Genomic DNA, 16,626 nt, shown 5'->3' with positions numbered 1-16,626 from the left:
ATCGGCTCCTTGTTACTTGCGGAAACCATCGATCAGGCTCTGCAGCGCAGCCTTCTGGCTGTCATTGCCATCGCGCGCCACCTTGGTCAGCAAAGCCGCCACGCTGAGGTTCTGCAGCTCAGCTGCGGAGCCTCCGAGCGCACCAATGATGTCGCGCACATCACCCACCATGTCACGCTCACCGCTCAAGTGATCCTTGAGGCCGATCTTCAGCGTATCGCTCTTGGCAATCGCGCCGTCGATACCCTTGCCGATAGACAGGGCGCGCACGAAGCTGTCGAAGTAATCGCCCTGGCCTCCCACGATATCGATCTTGGCGTTGGCCAGTGCGGTGCCCAGTACCTCGGCCTGGTCCTTGGCGATGCCGCTCTGCGCTTCGATACCAGCCATGGTTTCGGTATGCGCGCGTTCCAGACGCATGCGGAATTCCTCGTGCTCGCGCGTGTCCTGGCTCATCACCTTCATGGCATCGAACTTCTCGCGCAAGCCCTTGGCCTCAGCCTGGAAGCGGGCTTCAATGACCTGGGCTTCAGCCTGACCGGATTTGACAGTGGCATCGGCATCCGCACTGCGGACATGCACATCGGCCAGGCCAAGCTTTTCCTTGCCCTCGGCTTCAGCATCCATCTTGGCACGCAAGGCGTCGGCTTCGGCCAGACCATATTTGCTGACGGCCTCGGCCTCGGCGATCTTCACCTTGGCATCGACCATGCCCTGCTTTTCCTTGGCATCGGCGGACACCATCAGAACCCTCGCGTCGGCCAGGCCCGGTGCAGCGGCCATGGCTTCCACGCCCTCGGCCTCGCGCTTCTTGCCCTCGGCCTGCTTCTCGGCCACCTTGAGCTTGGCTTCTGCCAGGGTCAGCTCCTCGGCCGCCTTGTGACGGGCACGCCGCTCCTCGGCCTCGGCCGCCTTCACTTCCAGCACCAGCTGCTCTTCTGCCTTGCCTTCGGCGGTGATCACGACGGCCTTCTTGGTGCGATCGGCCTCGGCCACGACACGCAATTCCTTGATCGCTTCTTCCTGCTCGGCAACCGTACGCTCTACCACGATGCGCTCGCGCACCACGTCGGCAATCGCCTTCTTCTGCACTTCAACAGCCTTGTCCCGTTCGATTTCCTGCAGCGTGACTTCCTTCTCGCGATCCACAATCTCCAGCTCACGGGCCCGGGTGACCTTTTCCTCTTCGATGGCCACGGCACGCTTGCGATTGTTCTCCGCCACTTCCTTCTCGCGCAGCACGTTTTCCTGCTGCACCGCGATCAGCTGTTCGGATTGCAGGCGCGCCAGTTCAGCCTTGGTGTGTTCCTCGGCGGCCACCTTGTCGGACTCGGCTTTTTCACGCGCCCGCACATTGGCAACCTCGCGTGCCTGGCGAGCTTCTGCATCGGCCTGCTGACGCTCCAGTTCGAGCAGGGTTTCCTTGGTTTCAACGTCTTTCTTCTTGATCTGCATCTCTTCGTTACGACGCAGTTCATTGGTGCGCACATTTTCGACCGCCGTCAGCTCGGTAATTTTCTTGATGCCCTGGGCATCGAGGATGTTGTGCGGATCGAGCTTGGAGAGCGGCGTCTGCTCAAGGTAATCAATGGCTGCGTCTTCCAGCACATAGCCGGAAAGATCATCGCCAATCTGGCGGATGATCTCGTCGCGGAACTTGTCACGCGCCTGATAGAGCTCGACGAAATCCATCGCCTTGCCAACCGTCTTGAGGGCTTCGGAAAACTTGGAGGAAAACAGCTCTTCGAGCGTCTCCGGACTGGAGGCACGCTCGCAGCCGATCCCCTGTGCCACCTTGAGCACGTCTTCGGAAGTCTTGTTCACCCGCACGAAGAACTTCACCTTGATATCGGCGCGGATGTTGTCCTGGCAGATCAGGCCTTCATTGCCGGTGCGGTCGATCTCCACCGTCTTGAGCGCGATATCCATCATCTCGGCCTTGTGGATGATGGGATACACCATGCGGCCGGTGAAAGTAACCTCGGGCTCGGCACGCAGGGTGTTCACGATCATCGCGTAGCCCTGTTCCACCTTGCGGTAGAACTTGGCAAACATCGCGAAGATGACCAGCAGAAAGAGAGCGCCCAGGCCTGCGGCGACGTAAATCGGTTCCATGAAAGATCCTCAGGATAAGAAGGATGGAGAGTGACTAGTGACGGGGTGTGATGAAGGACTGCGCTCAGGGCTCGGCTGCGACCTGATAGCGGCCGGTATCGGCTTCGTATTCAAGAATCCTTGCACTGGCGCCTTTGCCCAGGGTGTTGGGAGTGGCCGCCCAGACCCGGATGTTGATCGACGCACCATTCGTGGCCACTTCGGCACGGCCGAATTTTTCGGTTACCGAGCCGGTCAGGATGCGACAGCTCTGGCCCACGATGCTGGCGTTGGACACCGCGTTATGACTGACGAAGAGTTTGCGCAAAGGGTGCACGATGCGAGCGGTCAGCACGATGGCCAACGCAAGTGACAGCAGCAGGATCAGTGTTCCAGCCAGTAGGCCAGGCAGCTTGCCGGGCAGCAAGGGCAGCAGCCATTCTGCGGCGGTGCAGGTGAGCGTCCAGGAAATCAGGATCAGCAGGCTGACAACGATGGAGAAAGGCACGCCGTTGAGACCCATGGCGAGGATGTAGCTGGCCAGCACGCTGATGTCGCCGGCATCACCATCCAGTTGCGCATCGGTATCGATCTCGATGCCGCTGGTTTCGAAATCCACCAGGCCGACCAAGGCCAGCAACCAGTAGAAGACAACGACCAGCAGCAAGGCGCTCAGTATCGCTGTCGGATAACTGAAAGCCGCTGCCATGAAACTCCCCATGATTCCCCCGTACCATCCGGGCCGCGCCAGGCGCCCTGTTATGCGATGCAATCCGCTTGGAGGCGGATTCTCCTTGCCAGACCTTGCAGGCGGCGCAGGCCTAGCCAGACCTGCCCTTTTGTCCATGCTGCGCGAAGGCAATCAATTCTCGTGTCACACGCTCCTTGATGGCCAGCCGCTCATCTGCAGGCACGCCATAGCGAGCGCCGAGCATCTCGTAATCCGCCTGCGCCAGCGAAACCGTCAGGCGTGGCCGCTTGGGGCGGCTCGAAACAGGCAAGCCCAAAATCTGGCGGATCTGGTCCGAGGTAGATAGATTCTGGTCAAAGGCCGCCTGGCGCACCGCCGACAGCACAGCCTCTTCCACATCGAAAGCCACCTGCACAGCCCGGATCGCTTCATCCGAGCTCTGCCAGCGTGCGGGCTTGTTACTGACGCTCATTCGCTGACCGCCGGCTTATCGGCCCCACCCGAGGCCACGGAAGTTTCGGCGCGTGCCCGGATCCGGGCCAGGATGCTGGCCCTGCGATCGGCGTCCGGACCAATACCGGCCGCCGCCAGCTTGGCTTCCAGCGCCTTGCTGCCCACTTCGCGCTCCAGTTGCTCGGCTGCCGTCATGCGATCCGACAGATCTTCGTGACGCTGGCGAATGCGTTCGAGCGACTCCTTGGCACTGAGCAGCTTGGAGCCGGTGCCATCCACGCTATCGGCAATGGAGCGCGTGGCGCGATAGACGCTCTCGGTCGTCTTGGCCATCACGATCTGGCGCTCATGCTCGCGGATCTTCGCCTCAGCGCCCTTGATCAACTCCTTCAGGCGCGCGACCTGCACGGCATAGCTGGCATGCGCCTTGGTCTGCTCATCCAGTTCAAGTTCCAGCTCGGCGACACGGCCAGCCACCTCCTCCGCCAGCGTGTCCTGCTGTTTGGTGAGAGCTTCCAGTGCCAGGGCCTCATAGCGGGCGACTTCACCACGCAGGCGCTCGATCTCACGGGCACTCTGCATTTCCTTGGCCATCACCCCTGTCAGATCGCCACGTGCCTGCGCCACGTTGTGCTTGGCGTCGAGAATTTCCTGTTCGTAGATGCGTGTGGCGTTAGCGTCCACAACGCTCTCACCAATCTCGCGCACGCTGCTGCGCATCAGGATTGCCAGTTTCTTCAGTACAGACATGATCGCCTCCGCTCAATTCAGGAATTCGGACATCGCGTCCAGCGCGTCAATGGCGTTGTCGCTCAAGGCGGCCACGTCCTGCGCCACGTCCTCGGCCCGCGCATTGCGCGATAAGGCACCAAGGAGCACGTAGTGCTTGCCCACCCGCCCAAAGGATGACAAGGGCACCGAGGGATTGAGGTCCAGCAGGGTCTCGAGCAATTCCGTCCGCCGCTCGGCACGCACATCCTCATCGGCCCACAGGTAACACATGCACAGCACCTGGCTGTCGGAGCAGGTCACATAGATCGGCAAGGCGTCACGCTGCTCGATGCTTACCTGAATCACCTCCACATCGCCCGGGATCGGCTGCAGCTGGACGCTCAAGCCGCCGAGTGCAGCACTCGTCATCAGATCCAGTCCACGCAACTGTTCTTGCAGGGTTTTCATGATCGTTCTCACCGCCTCCTGAATATGTCGAAGCAATAGGGTGATTCGAGATTAGAAGTTTCGACATAAAATGTCAAGACATAAAATGTCGTGGCTTGCATGCATAACGAGGGCACCAGACTTCCATAAAGCCCCAGAAAATAGAGCAGGGCGCGCGCCTCTGGTGCAGACTTGGCCACTTGTTCAGGACATCGCGCGCGACCTTCCGCTCAATCAGTCCAAGCCGCCGCTGGTCATGACATGGGCTGCAAGCGTGACTTTTGTCACACATAGAAGCCCTGCGTTCGTCGGAACTTGCGGGCAAGCAAGGGCATGAAAAGTCACTCTAGGCATAATCGCGAATCACAAAAAATTTGCCGGATTCGCGATCGGCCATGAGAGCGCAGGGGGAGTGATGTATCGCATCGAGTTCAACGGAGTCTTGTTGCCCGGCTTTGATCCGCAGATCGTACGGATGGATGTCGCGGTACGCCTGCGTCTGCAGGAGAAACAGGTTGACCGCCTGTTTACGGGCAAGACCGTGGTACTCAAGAAAGCGGTCGCCGAGGCCAGCAGCCAGGCTTATCTGACCGAGCTGCGCGGCATGGGGCTGGATGCCCGGCTGGTGCCGCTGGCGCAGGAAGAGGCGCCGCGCAAAGACGGCAGCGAGTTCAAGGCGGTGTTCTGGGGACGCCTGCTGCCCGGCTTCGAACGCACCGCCGTGATGGCCGCCGCAGCCAAGCGCCTGCGGGTGAGTCCGGCTCAGTTGATGCAGATGTTCAGCGGCTCGAAGGTCGTGCTCAAGCGCGGCATCACCGGAGACCAGGGCTCTCGCCTGGTGGTGGGGCTGGCGCTGATCGGCATGCAGATCGAACTCGAAATGGAGCAGGCCGCGCCGGAGGCTGCCGCCGCGCTGGAGGCCCAGACGCCGGCGTCGGAGGGGGAAGATGATCCGCAGTTCGGCGCCCTGTTGCGCACGGCCTGTGATCTCTCGGGTACGGCGTTTTCTGGCTACGACGTATCTTCGAACGTGGCACATGAGGAGCCCGCCGAGGAAATGCCCGTTCCGGTCATGCCACCGCCGCCCGCACGGCGAGGCACCGAAGGGTATGCGTCGGCCAATCAGGACGGCTACCTGAACTGCCCGCGCTGCGGCCTGTATCAGCCGCAGGCCGCGCAATGCACGAAGTGCGGTGTCGAATTGCCGGCACGTCGGCCTTATGGCGGCCGCCAACCCGTGTTCCACGATGCTGCGCCAACCACGCTGGTGACACCGGCCGAAGCGGCCCGCCCCTATCTGTCACCACAGGAAAGGCCGCGTGCCAAAGGGCCCTCGCTGCACACCCTGATGGAAGAGCAGGAGCTGCAGGAAGAGGAAACACCCGCCCGGCGTGCCCGCCTGCCGCTGCTGATTGCCGCCGCAGTCGTCGTGGCAGCCCTGGCCTGGGGGCTCATGCGCTGACCCGTGATGCTGCCGGGGCGACCAGCCCCGAGCCCGGTCGTGATGAAACATTGAGCCTGTAGGCATAGTACTTTTGTTGTACATAGGCGACGCTCAACTTCTCGGCGGCAAAAGTCTGGCGCGGTTGGTGAATGCCCTAATGGGCCTGCAGGTTAAGATTGCCCAAGATGATTCAAAACACCCGCTTGCGGCGGGGAACAAGAAGAATTGCGGGGGAATCTCGATGTACAACATTGTATTTAGTGGTCGCCTGCTGGATGGGCATGCGCCGGAAAAGGTACAGGCAGCCGTCGCCAAGCGCCTCGGGCTGAACCCGCCGCAGGTCGAACGCCTGTTCAGTGGCCGCAAGGTTGTACTCAAGAAGGGCGTCACTGAAGAATCAGCCAAGCTTTATCTGTCCGTGCTGCACGGCCTCGGCATGAATGCCGGAATGGCCCGCATCGCACGGGGCAACGCCTCGGTACAGGCACTGGCTACGTTCAAGGTCGTGTTCTGGGGGCGCACCCTCGATGGTTTTACGCGCGCCGCCGTGATGCAGGCCGCCGCCGCTCGCCTCAAGCTGAATCCGGCGCAGATCGTGCGCATCTTTGATGGCAGCAAGGCCGTTCTCAAGCGCGGAGTGAGTTCCGATGTGGGGAGCCGCTATGTGGTGGAGCTGGCTCGCATCGGCATGCAGATCGATCTGGAAGTCGAGACCGAAGCGCCTGCCGTAGTGAACGCTGCCGCACCCGTACCACGCAAGACCAGTGAGGATCCTTACGCCGGCCTGCTCCAGACCCAGTTCGAGTTGCCCGGCACCACGGATGAGGCTGAGGAAATGCGCCCGGCGGCTGCGGCGGAAAGCGCACCAGTGATGCGCCATGTCCCTCAGCCGGCACGCGCTACACAGCCGATTGCCGTGCCCGCAGCGAAGGCCGGCAGCAGCGTCATCGAATATGTACGCTGCGGCCAGTGCGGTAGCCGTCAGGCCAGCAGCACACGCTGCACGGTATGCGGCGTAGCCATGGAACGCCGCGCGGGCGAGCGTCGCCAGAGCCAGAAGCAGATTCCGATGGATGCCTCGGCCTATGCCACGCCAACCACCATCATGGGCAACATGCCGGAAGGCCTGGTGCGTCACAGCGCCGCTGTGGCCCGCCGCAGTACACCCAGTCTGCGTGAGGAGTTGCATCACCAGCCGCCGGTCAGTGCAGCCGTGCGCCAACGCTTCATCGATGAGCAGAAAAGCAAGCTGCTGGGTCTGGCCTTACTGGTGATCGCCGGGATCTGGCTGATCTGGTAAGCACACCGTAGATAAACACAGCCCGCTTCGGCGGGCTTTGTTTTTTACTCCATTTGAGAATGGTTTGCATTAAGCAACACCGCTGCGTATGATCAAAAGCCGCTCCCAATCTTCCCCTTCAGGAGAGTCTTCATGCATAAGCTGTTCGCCGCTGCCCTGCTGGGCGGCATTGCCAGCATGGCCGCCCAAGCTGCCGATACCGAGCTGAACCTGTATTCGGCCCGCCATTACCAGACCGACGAAGCCCTGTACAAGAACTTCGAGAAGGCCACCGGCATCAAGATCAACCGCATCGAGGCGCAGGAAGACGCGCTGCTCGAACGCATCAAGAACGAAGGCGCAAACAGCCCGGCCGACGTGTTCATCACCGTGGACGCCACGCGTCTGGCCAAGGCCGACGAACTGGGCATCTTTGCCGAAGTGAAATCGAAAGTGCTGGACAGCCGCATCCCGGCGCACCTGCGCACCGGCGAGTGGTTTGCCTTCTCCACGCGTGCCCGTGTGATCGTGTACAACAAGCTGGCGATCAAGGCCGAAGACGTGCAGACCTACGAGCAACTGGCTGATCCGAAGCTGAAAGGACAGGTCTGTGTACGCGGTGGCATGCATCCCTACAACCTGTCCCTCGGCGCAGCGATGATTGCTCACGAAGGTGAGGCCAAGACCGAAGCCTGGGTGCGCGGGCTGGTCGCCAACTTCGCGCGGGCCCCCAAGGGCGGCGATACCGACCAGATCAAGGCGGTGGGTGCTGGTGAATGCGGCGTGGCGCTGGCCAACTCCTATTACGTGGCGCGCATGATGCGCTCCTCCGCCCCGGAAGACCGCAAGGCGATGGAAGCCGTGAAGGTGGTGTGGCCGAACCAGCAGAGCTGGGGCACCCACATCAACGTCTCCGGCGGCGGCATGCTCAAGACCGCACCGCACAAGGAAGCGGCCGTGAAGTTCCTCGAATATCTGGCCTCCGACGAAGCCCAGATCTACTTTGCCGACGGCAACAACGAATGGCCCACCGTGCCCAGCGTGAAGGTGAAGAACCCGGCGCTGGAACGCCTCGGCCCGTTCAAGGCAGATACCCTGGAAATCGGCAAGACCTCGAAGGGCGCCATCACCGCCCAGAAGATCTTCGACCGCGCCGGCTGGCGCTGAGCAAATCAGGTTCGAAGCAAAAAGCCCCGCCTTGTGCGGGGCTTTTTCATGCCTGCCCGGTCCACCATTGAAAGCGCCCTCGCCCGCTGCGCTTGACGATGTACAGCGCTTCGTCGGCGCGGCGCAGGATGTCCTGCGGATGGTCGTCTGCAGCGCCCTGCGCACCACCGAGGCTGCAACCCACCCGCAGCGCCTGCACATCCGCCATGAAGGGCCGTTCGAAGCAGCCAAGGATGCGCTGCGCCACGGCCTCTCCCACCTGCTGCAGCTGGGCTCGCGGTGCCACCACCAGGACCACGAATTCGTCCCCGCCCAGGCGCGCCAGCATTTCACCGCTACGCACCACCTCCTGCAGACGTCGCGCCACATCACGCAGCAGTGCGTCGCCAATGCCATGGCCGTGGTTGTCATTCACCGCCTTGAAGCCATCCAGATCCATGGCCAGCACCGCCAGCCCTTCGCCGCTGCGGCGGGCTCGTTCAGCCGAAAGCTCCATGTGCAACTCCAGCGCACGTCGGTTGTGCAGGCCGGTGAGGGCATCGCGGTGGGCGAGTTGCTGCATGTCATCGAGCGCTTGCTCCCGATGCGTCAAGGTGTCCAGCATGTGCTGCAGCGCGCCGGAAAGACTATCGACCTCAGACAGATGAGAATCGCTGGCCGGAATCCGTGGCTCAGCGCCTTCGGTGATGGCTTCAGCGGCCTGCGCGATGCGCGCCAGCGGACGGGTAATGCGGCGGGCCTGGATGCAGGCTAGGCCTATCACGCCGAGCGTCAGCAAGAGTGCAGCGATAGCTAGCTGGATGCGTAGCTGGCGTACCGGGCTCAAAGCCCGGTCGCTGGGCTGGCGTACCAGCACCCGCCAGCCCAGCGCAGCCAGATGGTCGGGAGGTGGCATGTCGATCCAGGCAAACAGATGGCGCGGCTCGTCGGGCCAGGCCGCTTCATGCCAATGCGCCTTGCCAGTCCCGTCAGGCTTAGCCATTCCCTCCAGCGCGAGCATGCGTCCGACCTGCAGGGCCGGGCCAGCCAGTACACGGTTTTCATGATTGAGGATCAGCAGCTCGACGCCACGCACACGATCAAAATCGGTCAGCATCTGCCCGAAGAACTGGCGCACCCAGCTCCACGACAGATGGGTCGCCAGCACGCCGACATAGTTGTCGTGCTGGTCATACACCGGGCGGGCAATGTCGATGAAGCGCAAGGCCGCCTCGCCGTCCGGCGGTGGTCCCAGCAGGCGCGCGAGCAGCACGGCTTCATGCACGTCGCCGAGGAACAGACCTTTCTTGCCTTCGCTGAATACCGGCCGGGTGGCGATCGACTCGCCCTGCAGAAAACCATCGCTGGCCGCCTGCACACGGCCCTGGGCGTCGGTACGGCCGATCCAGGCAAACGCGGGATGACGCGTGCGCATCACATCAAAGGCCCGCCGAGCACCTTCCCGGTCGTTCTCCCGATACCACGCTCCGTGGCTGGCCAGCAGGTCGACATCTGCCACACGCTCGGCAAGATTGGCTTCTAGAGTCGCCGCCATGCGTGCCGCCGCACGGGCCAGGGATTCCCCGATGACCTGGCGTTCCCGTTTCTCGGCCAGCACACCTAGCAGGATCATCAGACCGAGCGCCAGCGCGCCCAGCGGGATGGCCAGACGCAGGATCAGCTCGGTGCTGAAGTTTCGGCTGAAAGGAAGGAGGCGCATGCCCTCATTCTGGGTGACAGAATGAGCTGCCGAAAGCGCCGACTGCTGCGGAAAACCGGCGTTTATTGAGCCCTGCCGATGCGCCGTGAGAGCAGGATCACCGGCAACAGGCCAACGATCACAATGGCCAGCGAAGCCGTAGCCGCCTCACTCAAGCGCTCATCGCTGGCCAGAGTGTAGGCCTGGGTGGCAAGGGTGTCGAAATTGAAGGGGCGCATCACCAGAGTAGCGGGCAGCTCCTTCATCACGTCCACAAAGACCAGCAGGCCGGCGGTGAGCAGGCTGCCGCGCAAGAGTGGCCAGTGCACCCGGGCGAGTGTGGTGGCGCGGCCGGCGCCGAGGCTGCGCGCGGCTTCGTCCATCGACGGGGTGATGCGTGCCAGCCCGGTTTCCAGCGTGCCCAGCGCCACGGTGAGGAAGCGCACCAGGTAGGCGTAAATCAGCGCAGCAAGACTGCCGGTCAGGAGCAGGCCGGGGTTGCTGCCGGTGGCCGAGTGGATCAGCGCGGCAAGCACATGGTCAAGACGTGTCACCGGAATCAGGATGCCCACCGCGATCACCGCACCGGGCAGGGCATAGCCGAGGCCGACCAGCCGGTTGAGGCCTGCCGGCAGGCGCGAGCGGCTCATGCGTGCGGCGTAGGCGAGCAGCAGCCCGAGCAGCACTGCGCAGCCGGCGGTGAGCCCGGCCACCAGCATGCTGTTATGCACCAGCTCCAGATAGCGGCCGCCCAGTTGCGCATCTCCCTCGCGAAAGGCCATCTGCAGCAACAAGTAGCCCGGCAGCAGGAAGCCCCCGGCCAGCGGCACAAAACAGGCGAGGCTCGCCAGCGCGGCGGCCAGCCCGCGCAACTCGGCACGCCGGCCGGGGCGGGCGCGCTGGCCGGCAGTATGGCGCGCACGTCCGCGCGAAGCCTTTTCCAGCAGCAGCACCAGGGCCACGCAACTGAGCAGGGCCGCGGCAAGCTGGGCAGCGGCGAGGCGGTCACCGAGCGAATACCAAGCGCGGAAGATGCCGGTGGTGAAGGTCTGCACCGCGAAGTAGGACACCGTGCCGAAGTCCGCCAGCGTCTCCATCAGCGCGAGGCTCACGCCGGCCACGATGGCCGGCCGCGCCAGCGGCAACGAGATGCGCACGAAGGCCGCCCAGGGGCCCAGCCCGGCACTGCGCGCGGCCTCGGTGAGGCTGCCGGCGCGGGCCAGAAAGGCGGTGCGGGCCAGCATGTAAACATAGGGATACAGCACCAGGGTGAACATCGCGCAGGCGCCGCCGACGCTGCGGATATCCGGGAACCAGTAATCGGCGCGGGTCCACTGGAAGGTTTCTCGCAGCCAGCTCTGCAGCGGGCCGACGAACTGCAGGAAATCGGTGTAGACGTAGGCCAGCACATAGGCCGGGAAGGCCAGCGGCAGGATCAGCGCCCACTCGAAGACGCGCCGGCCCGGGAACTCGGTCATCGTGGTGAGCCAGGCGCAGCTGACGCCGATCACCGCCACGCCCGCGCCGACAGCCACCACCATGATCGCGGTATTGAGCGCGAACTCGGGCAACACGGTTTCCAGCAGATGCACCCAGGTTTCGCCGGTGCCGCCGGCGAACACACTGCCGGCCACCACCACCACCGGCACGGCGAGGATCAGCGCACACAGCCCCCCGATAAGGGTGAGCGGGCTGAAGGAGGAACGCAGGCGCTGGAGGAAAGACTGCACGGGCGTGGTGCCGGTAGAGAGGAGTGTCGAGATTATAATGATTCTCATCTGACTCGCCCCGATCGCTGCACATGTCCGCACCCGTCCTGCAAACTCGTGATCTGCGCCTCGCCTACGGCAGGCATGAAGTCGTGCGTGGCCTCGGTTTCGAGCTGGCGCCCGGCGCCATCGCCTGCCTGCTGGGGCCTTCGGGCTGCGGCAAGACCACGGTGTTGCGCGCCATTGCCGGTTTCGAACGCTTGCTGGGCGGCGAAATTCACTTCGAAGCGCGTCTGATCGGCAGTGCCGACACCCACCTGGCACCCGAAGCGCGCGGCATCGGCATGGTATTTCAGGATTACGCCCTGTTCCCCCACCTCTCCGTAGCCGCCAACATCGGCTTCGGCCTCGGCAAGCTGGCACGGCCGGCGCGCGAAGCACGGGTCGCCGAAATGCTCGAACTGGTCGGCCTCGCCAGCGAAGCACAGAAATTCCCGCACGAGCTCTCCGGTGGCCAGCAGCAGCGCGTAGCCCTGGCCCGCGCCCTGGCCCCTCATCCAGCGCTGGTGCTGCTCGATGAGCCTTTTTCGAATCTGGACAGTGAGATGCGCGAGCGCCTGTCACTGGAAGTGCGCGACATTCTCAAGGCAGCCGGTACCGCCGCCATTCTGGTCACCCACGATCAGCACGAAGCCTTCGCCATGGCAGACGAGATTGGCGTGATGCACGAAGGGCGCATTCAGCAATGGGCCGATGCCTGGCAGCTCTACCACCGCCCGGCGAACCGCTTCGTGGCCGATTTCGTTGGCCAGGGCGCCATCGTGCAAGGCGTGGTGCGCGATCCGGCCACGGTGGAAATCGAACTCGGGCGGCTGAGTTCGAACGTACCGGTAGAGTGCTGCCATGGCAGCCGCGAATGCGTGGTGGACGTACTGCTGCGCCCGGACGACATCGTGCATGACGACAGCAGCCCGCTACAGGCCATCGTGGCCCGCAAGGCTTTCAAGGGTGCCGAAATCCTCTACACCCTGCGCCTGCCGAGCGGCGCGGAAGTGCTGTCACTGGTGCCCAGTCACCACAACCATACGATTGGCCAGCCGATCGGCATCCGCCTGGATGTTGAGCAGGTGGTGACCTTCCCGCACGCTTGAGCTTTCTAGGAGCGGTCGTCTTAGGGCCGACTTCAGTCGGCCTTGCCGCCTGTCTTGTGCGACTGAAGTCGCACCTACGAAAACGTTCGGCGCCGCTCAGGGAAACAGCACGCTGGTGTCCCAGCCGCCGTCCTCTGTCGGGCGATAGACGATGCGTTCGTGCAGGCGGAAGGGTTTGTCCTTCCAGAACTCGATCTTGGTCGGCACGATGCGGAAGCCGCTCCAGAATTCGGGGCGCGGGATTTCGCTGATGCCGAATTTCAGCGCGTATTTCGCCACGCGCTGCTCCAGCTCGAAGCGCCCTTCCATGACCTGCGACTGCTTTGAAGCCCAGGCGCCGATGCGTGAATCACGCGCGCGGCTGGCGTAGTAGGCGTCGGCCTCTTCCTTGCTGACAGGCTCCACATTGCCTTCGACGCGCACCTGGCGTTTGAGTGACTTCCAGTGGAAGCACAGCGCAGCCTTGGGATGCGCCGCCAGTTCATGCCCCTTCTGGCTCTCAAGATTCGTATAAAACACGAAGCCGCGCTCATCGAAACCCTTGAGCAGAACCATGCGCACCGAGGGCATGCCGTCCGGCCCAACGGAAGCGATGGACATCGCATTCGGATCGTTCGGCTCGCTCTTTTCGGCCTCGGACAGCCATTGCTGGAAGAGTTCGAAGGGCGTGGCGTGAGGGGTGTGGCTCATGGCGAATCCTTGCTGCAGAGGTCGTATTGTGACGGATCAGGCACGCTTGCGGCGCAGCACCTGGAGTGCCCACAGGCGTGCGTCATCCACGTAGGTGAATAACACCGGAATCACCAGCAGGCTCAGGAAGGTGGAGGTGATCAGGCCGCCGATGATGACGATGGCCATCGGCGCGCGGAAGCTCGGGTCGGTGCCCATGCCGATGGCGATTGGCAGCATGCCGGCCCCCATCGCCACGGTGGTCATCACGATCGGGCGGGCGCGCTTGCGACAAGCATCCAGCAGGGCGTCGAGCCGGCTCATGCCCTGATCGCGGCGGGCCATGATCACGTATTCGACGAGCAGGATGGAGTTCTTGGTGGCAATCCCCATCAGCATGATCATGCCGATCATGGCCGGCATGGTCAGCGCGTTGCGGGTCACGAACAGCGCCAGAATCGCCCCGGGCACCGACAGCACCAGCGCGGCGAGGATGGTGACCGGCTGGACGAAATCCTTGAACAGCAGGATCAGCACGATGTAGATGCACAGCACACCGGCCCCCATCGCCATCGTGAAGCCGGTGAACAGCTCGCCCATCGCTTCGGCATCGCCGAAAGCGGTCTGGGTCACGCCCGGTGGCAGCTGCTGCACGCTGGGCAGCTTCTGCACCAGCGCTTCGACTTCGCCGAGCGGCTGGCCGTTGAGCTCGATCTCGAAGTTCACGCTGCGGCGGCGATCGTAACGGTTGATCTGTGCCGGGCCGCCATCCAGCGTGATGCTGGCAACATTGGCAAGACTGACCGGGCCACGTGCACCGGGCACATTCAGACGCGAAATCAGGTCGAGGTCCTGGCGCGCCGAATCCCGCAGCTTGACCATCACCGGCACCTGGCGCTGGGCGAGGTTGAGCTTGGCCAGCGACTGATCGTAATCGCCCGCCAGTGCCACCCGCAGGGTGTCGGCGATAGCGGCGGCACTCACACCGAGGTCAGCGGCGCGCGCGAAATCTGGCCGGATCACCAGCTCGGGGCGCACCAGGCTAGCGTTGGTGGTGATCGCACCGATGCCGGGAATGCCGCTGCGCATCTCGCGCTCGATCTTGCGCGCCTGCTCCAGCAACACCTCGCCATCGTCCCCGGCCAGCGACATCTGGTACTTCTCGCTGGAGCCACCGAAGCCGACCTTGATGCGCACGCCGGCAATGTCCTGCAGTTGCTGCCGGAAGTCGGCCTCGATGTCCTGCTTGCTGATCCCGCGCCGCTCGCTGCGCGCGCTGAGATTGATGGTCAGCGTGGCCTTGCCGACTTCCGCCGCGCCTTTGGGCGCGAAGGGGTCTGCCCCCGAGGCGCCGCCCCCGATGGCGGTGTAGACCGACTTCACTTGCGGATGCTTGCGCACCACGGCCTCGGCCTGCGCCACGACGCTCTGGGCCTGCACCAGCGTGCTGCCCGGCGGCAGAGTCAGCATCACCTGGGTCTGTGGCAGATCGTCCGGCGGCATGAAGCCGGCTGGCAGCAGCGGGGTGAGGCCGATCAGCACCCCGAAGAAGAACACGATGGTGATCACGGCTGTTTTCACGCGGTGAGCCAGACACCAGTCGGCCAGACGCATGTAGAGCTGCTCCCAGCGCGCCAGCTCATGCCCAGGGGTATCGGCGCGCAACAGGTAGGCCGCCATCATCGGGGTGAGCATGCGCGCCACGACCAGCGAGAAGAACACCGAGATCGCGGCGGTCCAGCCGAACTGGACAAAGAACTTGCCGACCACGCCAGTCATGAAAGCGGTAGGCAGGAACACCGCGATCAGGGTGAAGGTGGTGGCAATCACCGCCAGGCCGATTTCGTCCGCCGCTTCCATCGCCGCCTGATAAGGCGTCTTGCCCATGCGCAGATGGCGGATGATGTTTTCGATCTCGACGATAGCGTCATCCACCAGGATGCCGACCACCAGCGAGAGCGACAGCAAGGTCACCACGTTGATGGTGAATCCCATCAGGTACATCACCGCGAAGGTCGGGATGATCGACAGCGGCAAGGCGGTGGCGGAGACCAGGGTGGCGCGCCAGTCGCGCAGGAACAGCCACACCACGAGGATCGCCAGCAGCGCGCCTTCGTACATCAGGTTCAGCGAGCTGTCGTAGTTGTCGATCACCGGATTGACGAAGTTGAAGGCCTCGGTGATGGCAATGTCCGGATGGCGTTCGCGCAATTGCTCGAGTTGCTTGCGCGCACCGTTCATGACGTCGACTTCGCTGGCGCCCTTGCTGCGCACGATCTCGAAGGCCACCACCGGCTGGCCGTCCAGGAGCGCTTGCGAGCGGCGCTCAGCAATGGTGTCGCTGACGTTCGCAACTTCATCCAGGCGCACGCTGCGCCCATCACTGAGCGGAATCTCGATAGCAGCCAGTTCGGTCGCGCTCTGCACGGTGGCAATGGTGCGCACCGATTGCTCGGCGCCCCCCAGATCGGTACGCCCACCGGAGGCCTCCTGCTGCACCTGACGCAGCTGGCGCGAGATCTCGGCGGCAGTGGCGCCCAGCGCCAGCATACGGTCAGGGTCCAGCTCCACGCCCACCTGGCGCGTCACCCCGCCGACGCGGCTGACCGCTCCCACGCCCTTCACCGAGAGCAGCGAACGGGCGACGTCATTGTCCACAAACCAGGACAGGGCTTCCTCGTCCATGCGTGAGGAGGCCACGGTGTAAGTCAGGATCGGAGTACCGGCGATGGACGAGCGGGCGATCACCGGATCGCGCATGTCGCCGGGCAGATCCGAGCGGATCCGCGAGACGGCGTCGCGCACGTCATCGGTCGCTTCCTGGGTCGGCTTTTCGAGCCGGAATTCGATGGTCACCGAGGCCGTGCCATCCTGCACCAAGGTGTAGATATGCTTCACGCCCTGAATCGCGGCCACCGAATTTTCGATCTTGCGCGCGATCTCGGTTTCCATCTGTGCCGGCGAAGCGCCGGGCAGGCTGGCAGTGACGACGACCATCGGCAGATCAATGTCCGGCATGTTCTGGATCTGCATCGCGCGGAAGCTCAGCAGGCCGCCCAGGGTGAGCAGCACGAAGAGCAGGATGGCCGGAATCGGATTGCGGATCGACCAGGAGGAGACGTTGAACATGGAC

Annotated in this window: 13 protein-coding genes; 4 read left to right on the top strand and 9 right to left on the bottom strand. The window is 63.5% G+C overall.

Annotation, left to right across the window (positions count from 1 at the left end; all coding sequences use genetic code 11):
• Positions 1–12: 12 nt before the first annotated feature.
• The 5 genes from HJ583_RS17885 to HJ583_RS17865 form a co-directional block, all read right to left on the bottom strand.
• Complete coding sequence (locus tag HJ583_RS17885) at positions 13–2,115, bottom strand: flotillin family protein (RefSeq protein WP_170023189.1); 2,103 nt, start codon at positions 2,113–2,115, stop codon at positions 13–15.
• Positions 2,116–2,179: 64 nt separating this feature from the next.
• Entirely contained in the window at positions 2,180–2,803 is a 624-nt protein-coding gene (locus tag HJ583_RS17880; protein WP_217423502.1) for an OB-fold-containig protein, read from the bottom strand.
• Between the two features lie 112 nt (positions 2,804–2,915).
• Positions 2,916–3,257 carry a hypothetical protein gene (locus HJ583_RS17875; protein WP_101940432.1) on the bottom strand — a complete coding sequence of 114 codons (342 nt, stop codon included), beginning with the start codon at positions 3,255–3,257 and terminating at the stop codon, positions 2,916–2,918.
• Entirely contained in the window at positions 3,254–3,988 is a 735-nt protein-coding gene (locus HJ583_RS17870) for a PspA/IM30 family protein (protein ID WP_170023187.1), read from the bottom strand. Before HJ583_RS17870 ends, HJ583_RS17875 begins: the two co-directional genes overlap by 4 nt.
• A 12-nt stretch (positions 3,989–4,000) precedes the next feature.
• Complete coding sequence (locus HJ583_RS17865) at positions 4,001–4,417, bottom strand: DUF2170 family protein (protein WP_101940434.1); 417 nt, start codon at positions 4,415–4,417, stop codon at positions 4,001–4,003.
• A 394-nt stretch (positions 4,418–4,811) separates the two neighbouring features.
• Here HJ583_RS17865 and HJ583_RS17860 point away from each other — a divergent pair, with 394 nt between their 5' ends.
• From HJ583_RS17860 to HJ583_RS17850, 3 genes are all read left to right on the top strand, one after another.
• A complete protein-coding gene (locus HJ583_RS17860; RefSeq protein ID WP_170023186.1) occupies positions 4,812–5,858 on the top strand; it encodes a hypothetical protein in 1,047 nt (348 codons plus the stop codon).
• 223 nt (positions 5,859–6,081) lie between these two features.
• Positions 6,082–7,140 carry a hypothetical protein gene (locus HJ583_RS17855; protein ID WP_170023185.1) on the top strand — a complete coding sequence of 353 codons (1,059 nt, stop codon included), beginning with the start codon at positions 6,082–6,084 and terminating at the stop codon, positions 7,138–7,140.
• Positions 7,141–7,272: 132 nt separating this feature from the next.
• The gene (locus tag HJ583_RS17850) at positions 7,273–8,286 is read left to right on the top strand and encodes a Fe(3+) ABC transporter substrate-binding protein (RefSeq protein ID WP_170023184.1); all 1,014 of its coding nucleotides are present in this window, start codon (positions 7,273–7,275) and stop codon (positions 8,284–8,286) included.
• 46 nt (positions 8,287–8,332) lie between these two features.
• Here the strand turns inward: HJ583_RS17850 and HJ583_RS17845 are convergent, their stop codons facing one another.
• Entirely contained in the window at positions 8,333–9,985 is a 1,653-nt protein-coding gene (locus HJ583_RS17845) for a GGDEF domain-containing protein (RefSeq protein WP_170023183.1), read from the bottom strand.
• A gap of 62 nt (positions 9,986–10,047) precedes the next feature.
• Entirely contained in the window at positions 10,048–11,742 is a 1,695-nt protein-coding gene (locus tag HJ583_RS17840) for an ABC transporter permease (protein WP_170023182.1), read from the bottom strand.
• Between the two features lie 23 nt (positions 11,743–11,765).
• Between HJ583_RS17840 and HJ583_RS17835 the strand changes: the two genes are divergently transcribed.
• A complete protein-coding gene (locus HJ583_RS17835; RefSeq protein ID WP_170023181.1) occupies positions 11,766–12,824 on the top strand; it encodes an ABC transporter ATP-binding protein in 1,059 nt (352 codons plus the stop codon).
• A 96-nt stretch (positions 12,825–12,920) separates the two neighbouring features.
• Here the strand turns inward: HJ583_RS17835 and pdxH are convergent, their stop codons facing one another.
• Both pdxH and HJ583_RS17825 read right to left on the bottom strand, forming a co-directional pair.
• The gene (gene pdxH, locus HJ583_RS17830) at positions 12,921–13,514 is read right to left on the bottom strand and encodes a pyridoxamine 5'-phosphate oxidase (RefSeq protein ID WP_170023180.1); all 594 of its coding nucleotides are present in this window, start codon (positions 13,512–13,514) and stop codon (positions 12,921–12,923) included.
• A gap of 36 nt (positions 13,515–13,550) precedes the next feature.
• The gene (locus HJ583_RS17825; protein ID WP_170023179.1) at positions 13,551–16,622 is read right to left on the bottom strand and encodes an efflux RND transporter permease subunit; all 3,072 of its coding nucleotides are present in this window, start codon (positions 16,620–16,622) and stop codon (positions 13,551–13,553) included.
• Between the last annotated feature and the right edge of the window lie 4 nt (positions 16,623–16,626).

Origin of the sequence: Uliginosibacterium aquaticum (assembly GCF_012972705.2) — a bacterium.
GTDB classification, from domain to species: Bacteria; Pseudomonadota; Gammaproteobacteria; order Burkholderiales; family Rhodocyclaceae; genus Uliginosibacterium; species Uliginosibacterium aquaticum.
The sequence above is the reverse complement of the archived record's forward strand: the minus strand, read 5'-3'. Positions and strand labels throughout refer to the sequence as shown.

What these genes read in the sequence shown, in the direction of transcription:
- HJ583_RS17835 (WP_170023181.1), top strand. Translation starts at nt 11,766, where the DNA reads ATGTCCGCACCCGTCCTGCAAACTCGTGATCTGCGCCTCGCCTACGGC.
- HJ583_RS17840 (WP_170023182.1), bottom strand. Translation starts at nt 11,742, where the DNA reads ATGAGAATCATTATAATCTCGACACTCCTCTCTACCGGCACCACGCCC.
- HJ583_RS17845 (WP_170023183.1), bottom strand. Translation starts at nt 9,985, where the DNA reads ATGCGCCTCCTTCCTTTCAGCCGAAACTTCAGCACCGAGCTGATCCTG.
- HJ583_RS17860 (WP_170023186.1), top strand. Translation starts at nt 4,812, where the DNA reads ATGTATCGCATCGAGTTCAACGGAGTCTTGTTGCCCGGCTTTGATCCG.
- HJ583_RS17880 (WP_217423502.1), bottom strand. Translation starts at nt 2,803, where the DNA reads ATGGCAGCGGCTTTCAGTTATCCGACAGCGATACTGAGCGCCTTGCTG.
- HJ583_RS17855 (WP_170023185.1), top strand. Translation starts at nt 6,082, where the DNA reads ATGTACAACATTGTATTTAGTGGTCGCCTGCTGGATGGGCATGCGCCG.
- HJ583_RS17825 (WP_170023179.1), bottom strand. Translation starts at nt 16,622, where the DNA reads ATGTTCAACGTCTCCTCCTGGTCGATCCGCAATCCGATTCCGGCCATC.
- HJ583_RS17885 (WP_170023189.1), bottom strand. Translation starts at nt 2,115, where the DNA reads ATGGAACCGATTTACGTCGCCGCAGGCCTGGGCGCTCTCTTTCTGCTG.
- HJ583_RS17870 (WP_170023187.1), bottom strand. Translation starts at nt 3,988, where the DNA reads ATGTCTGTACTGAAGAAACTGGCAATCCTGATGCGCAGCAGCGTGCGC.
- HJ583_RS17865 (WP_101940434.1), bottom strand. Translation starts at nt 4,417, where the DNA reads ATGAAAACCCTGCAAGAACAGTTGCGTGGACTGGATCTGATGACGAGT.
- HJ583_RS17875 (WP_101940432.1), bottom strand. Translation starts at nt 3,257, where the DNA reads ATGAGCGTCAGTAACAAGCCCGCACGCTGGCAGAGCTCGGATGAAGCG.
- pdxH (WP_170023180.1), bottom strand. Translation starts at nt 13,514, where the DNA reads ATGAGCCACACCCCTCACGCCACGCCCTTCGAACTCTTCCAGCAATGG.
- HJ583_RS17850 (WP_170023184.1), top strand. Translation starts at nt 7,273, where the DNA reads ATGCATAAGCTGTTCGCCGCTGCCCTGCTGGGCGGCATTGCCAGCATG.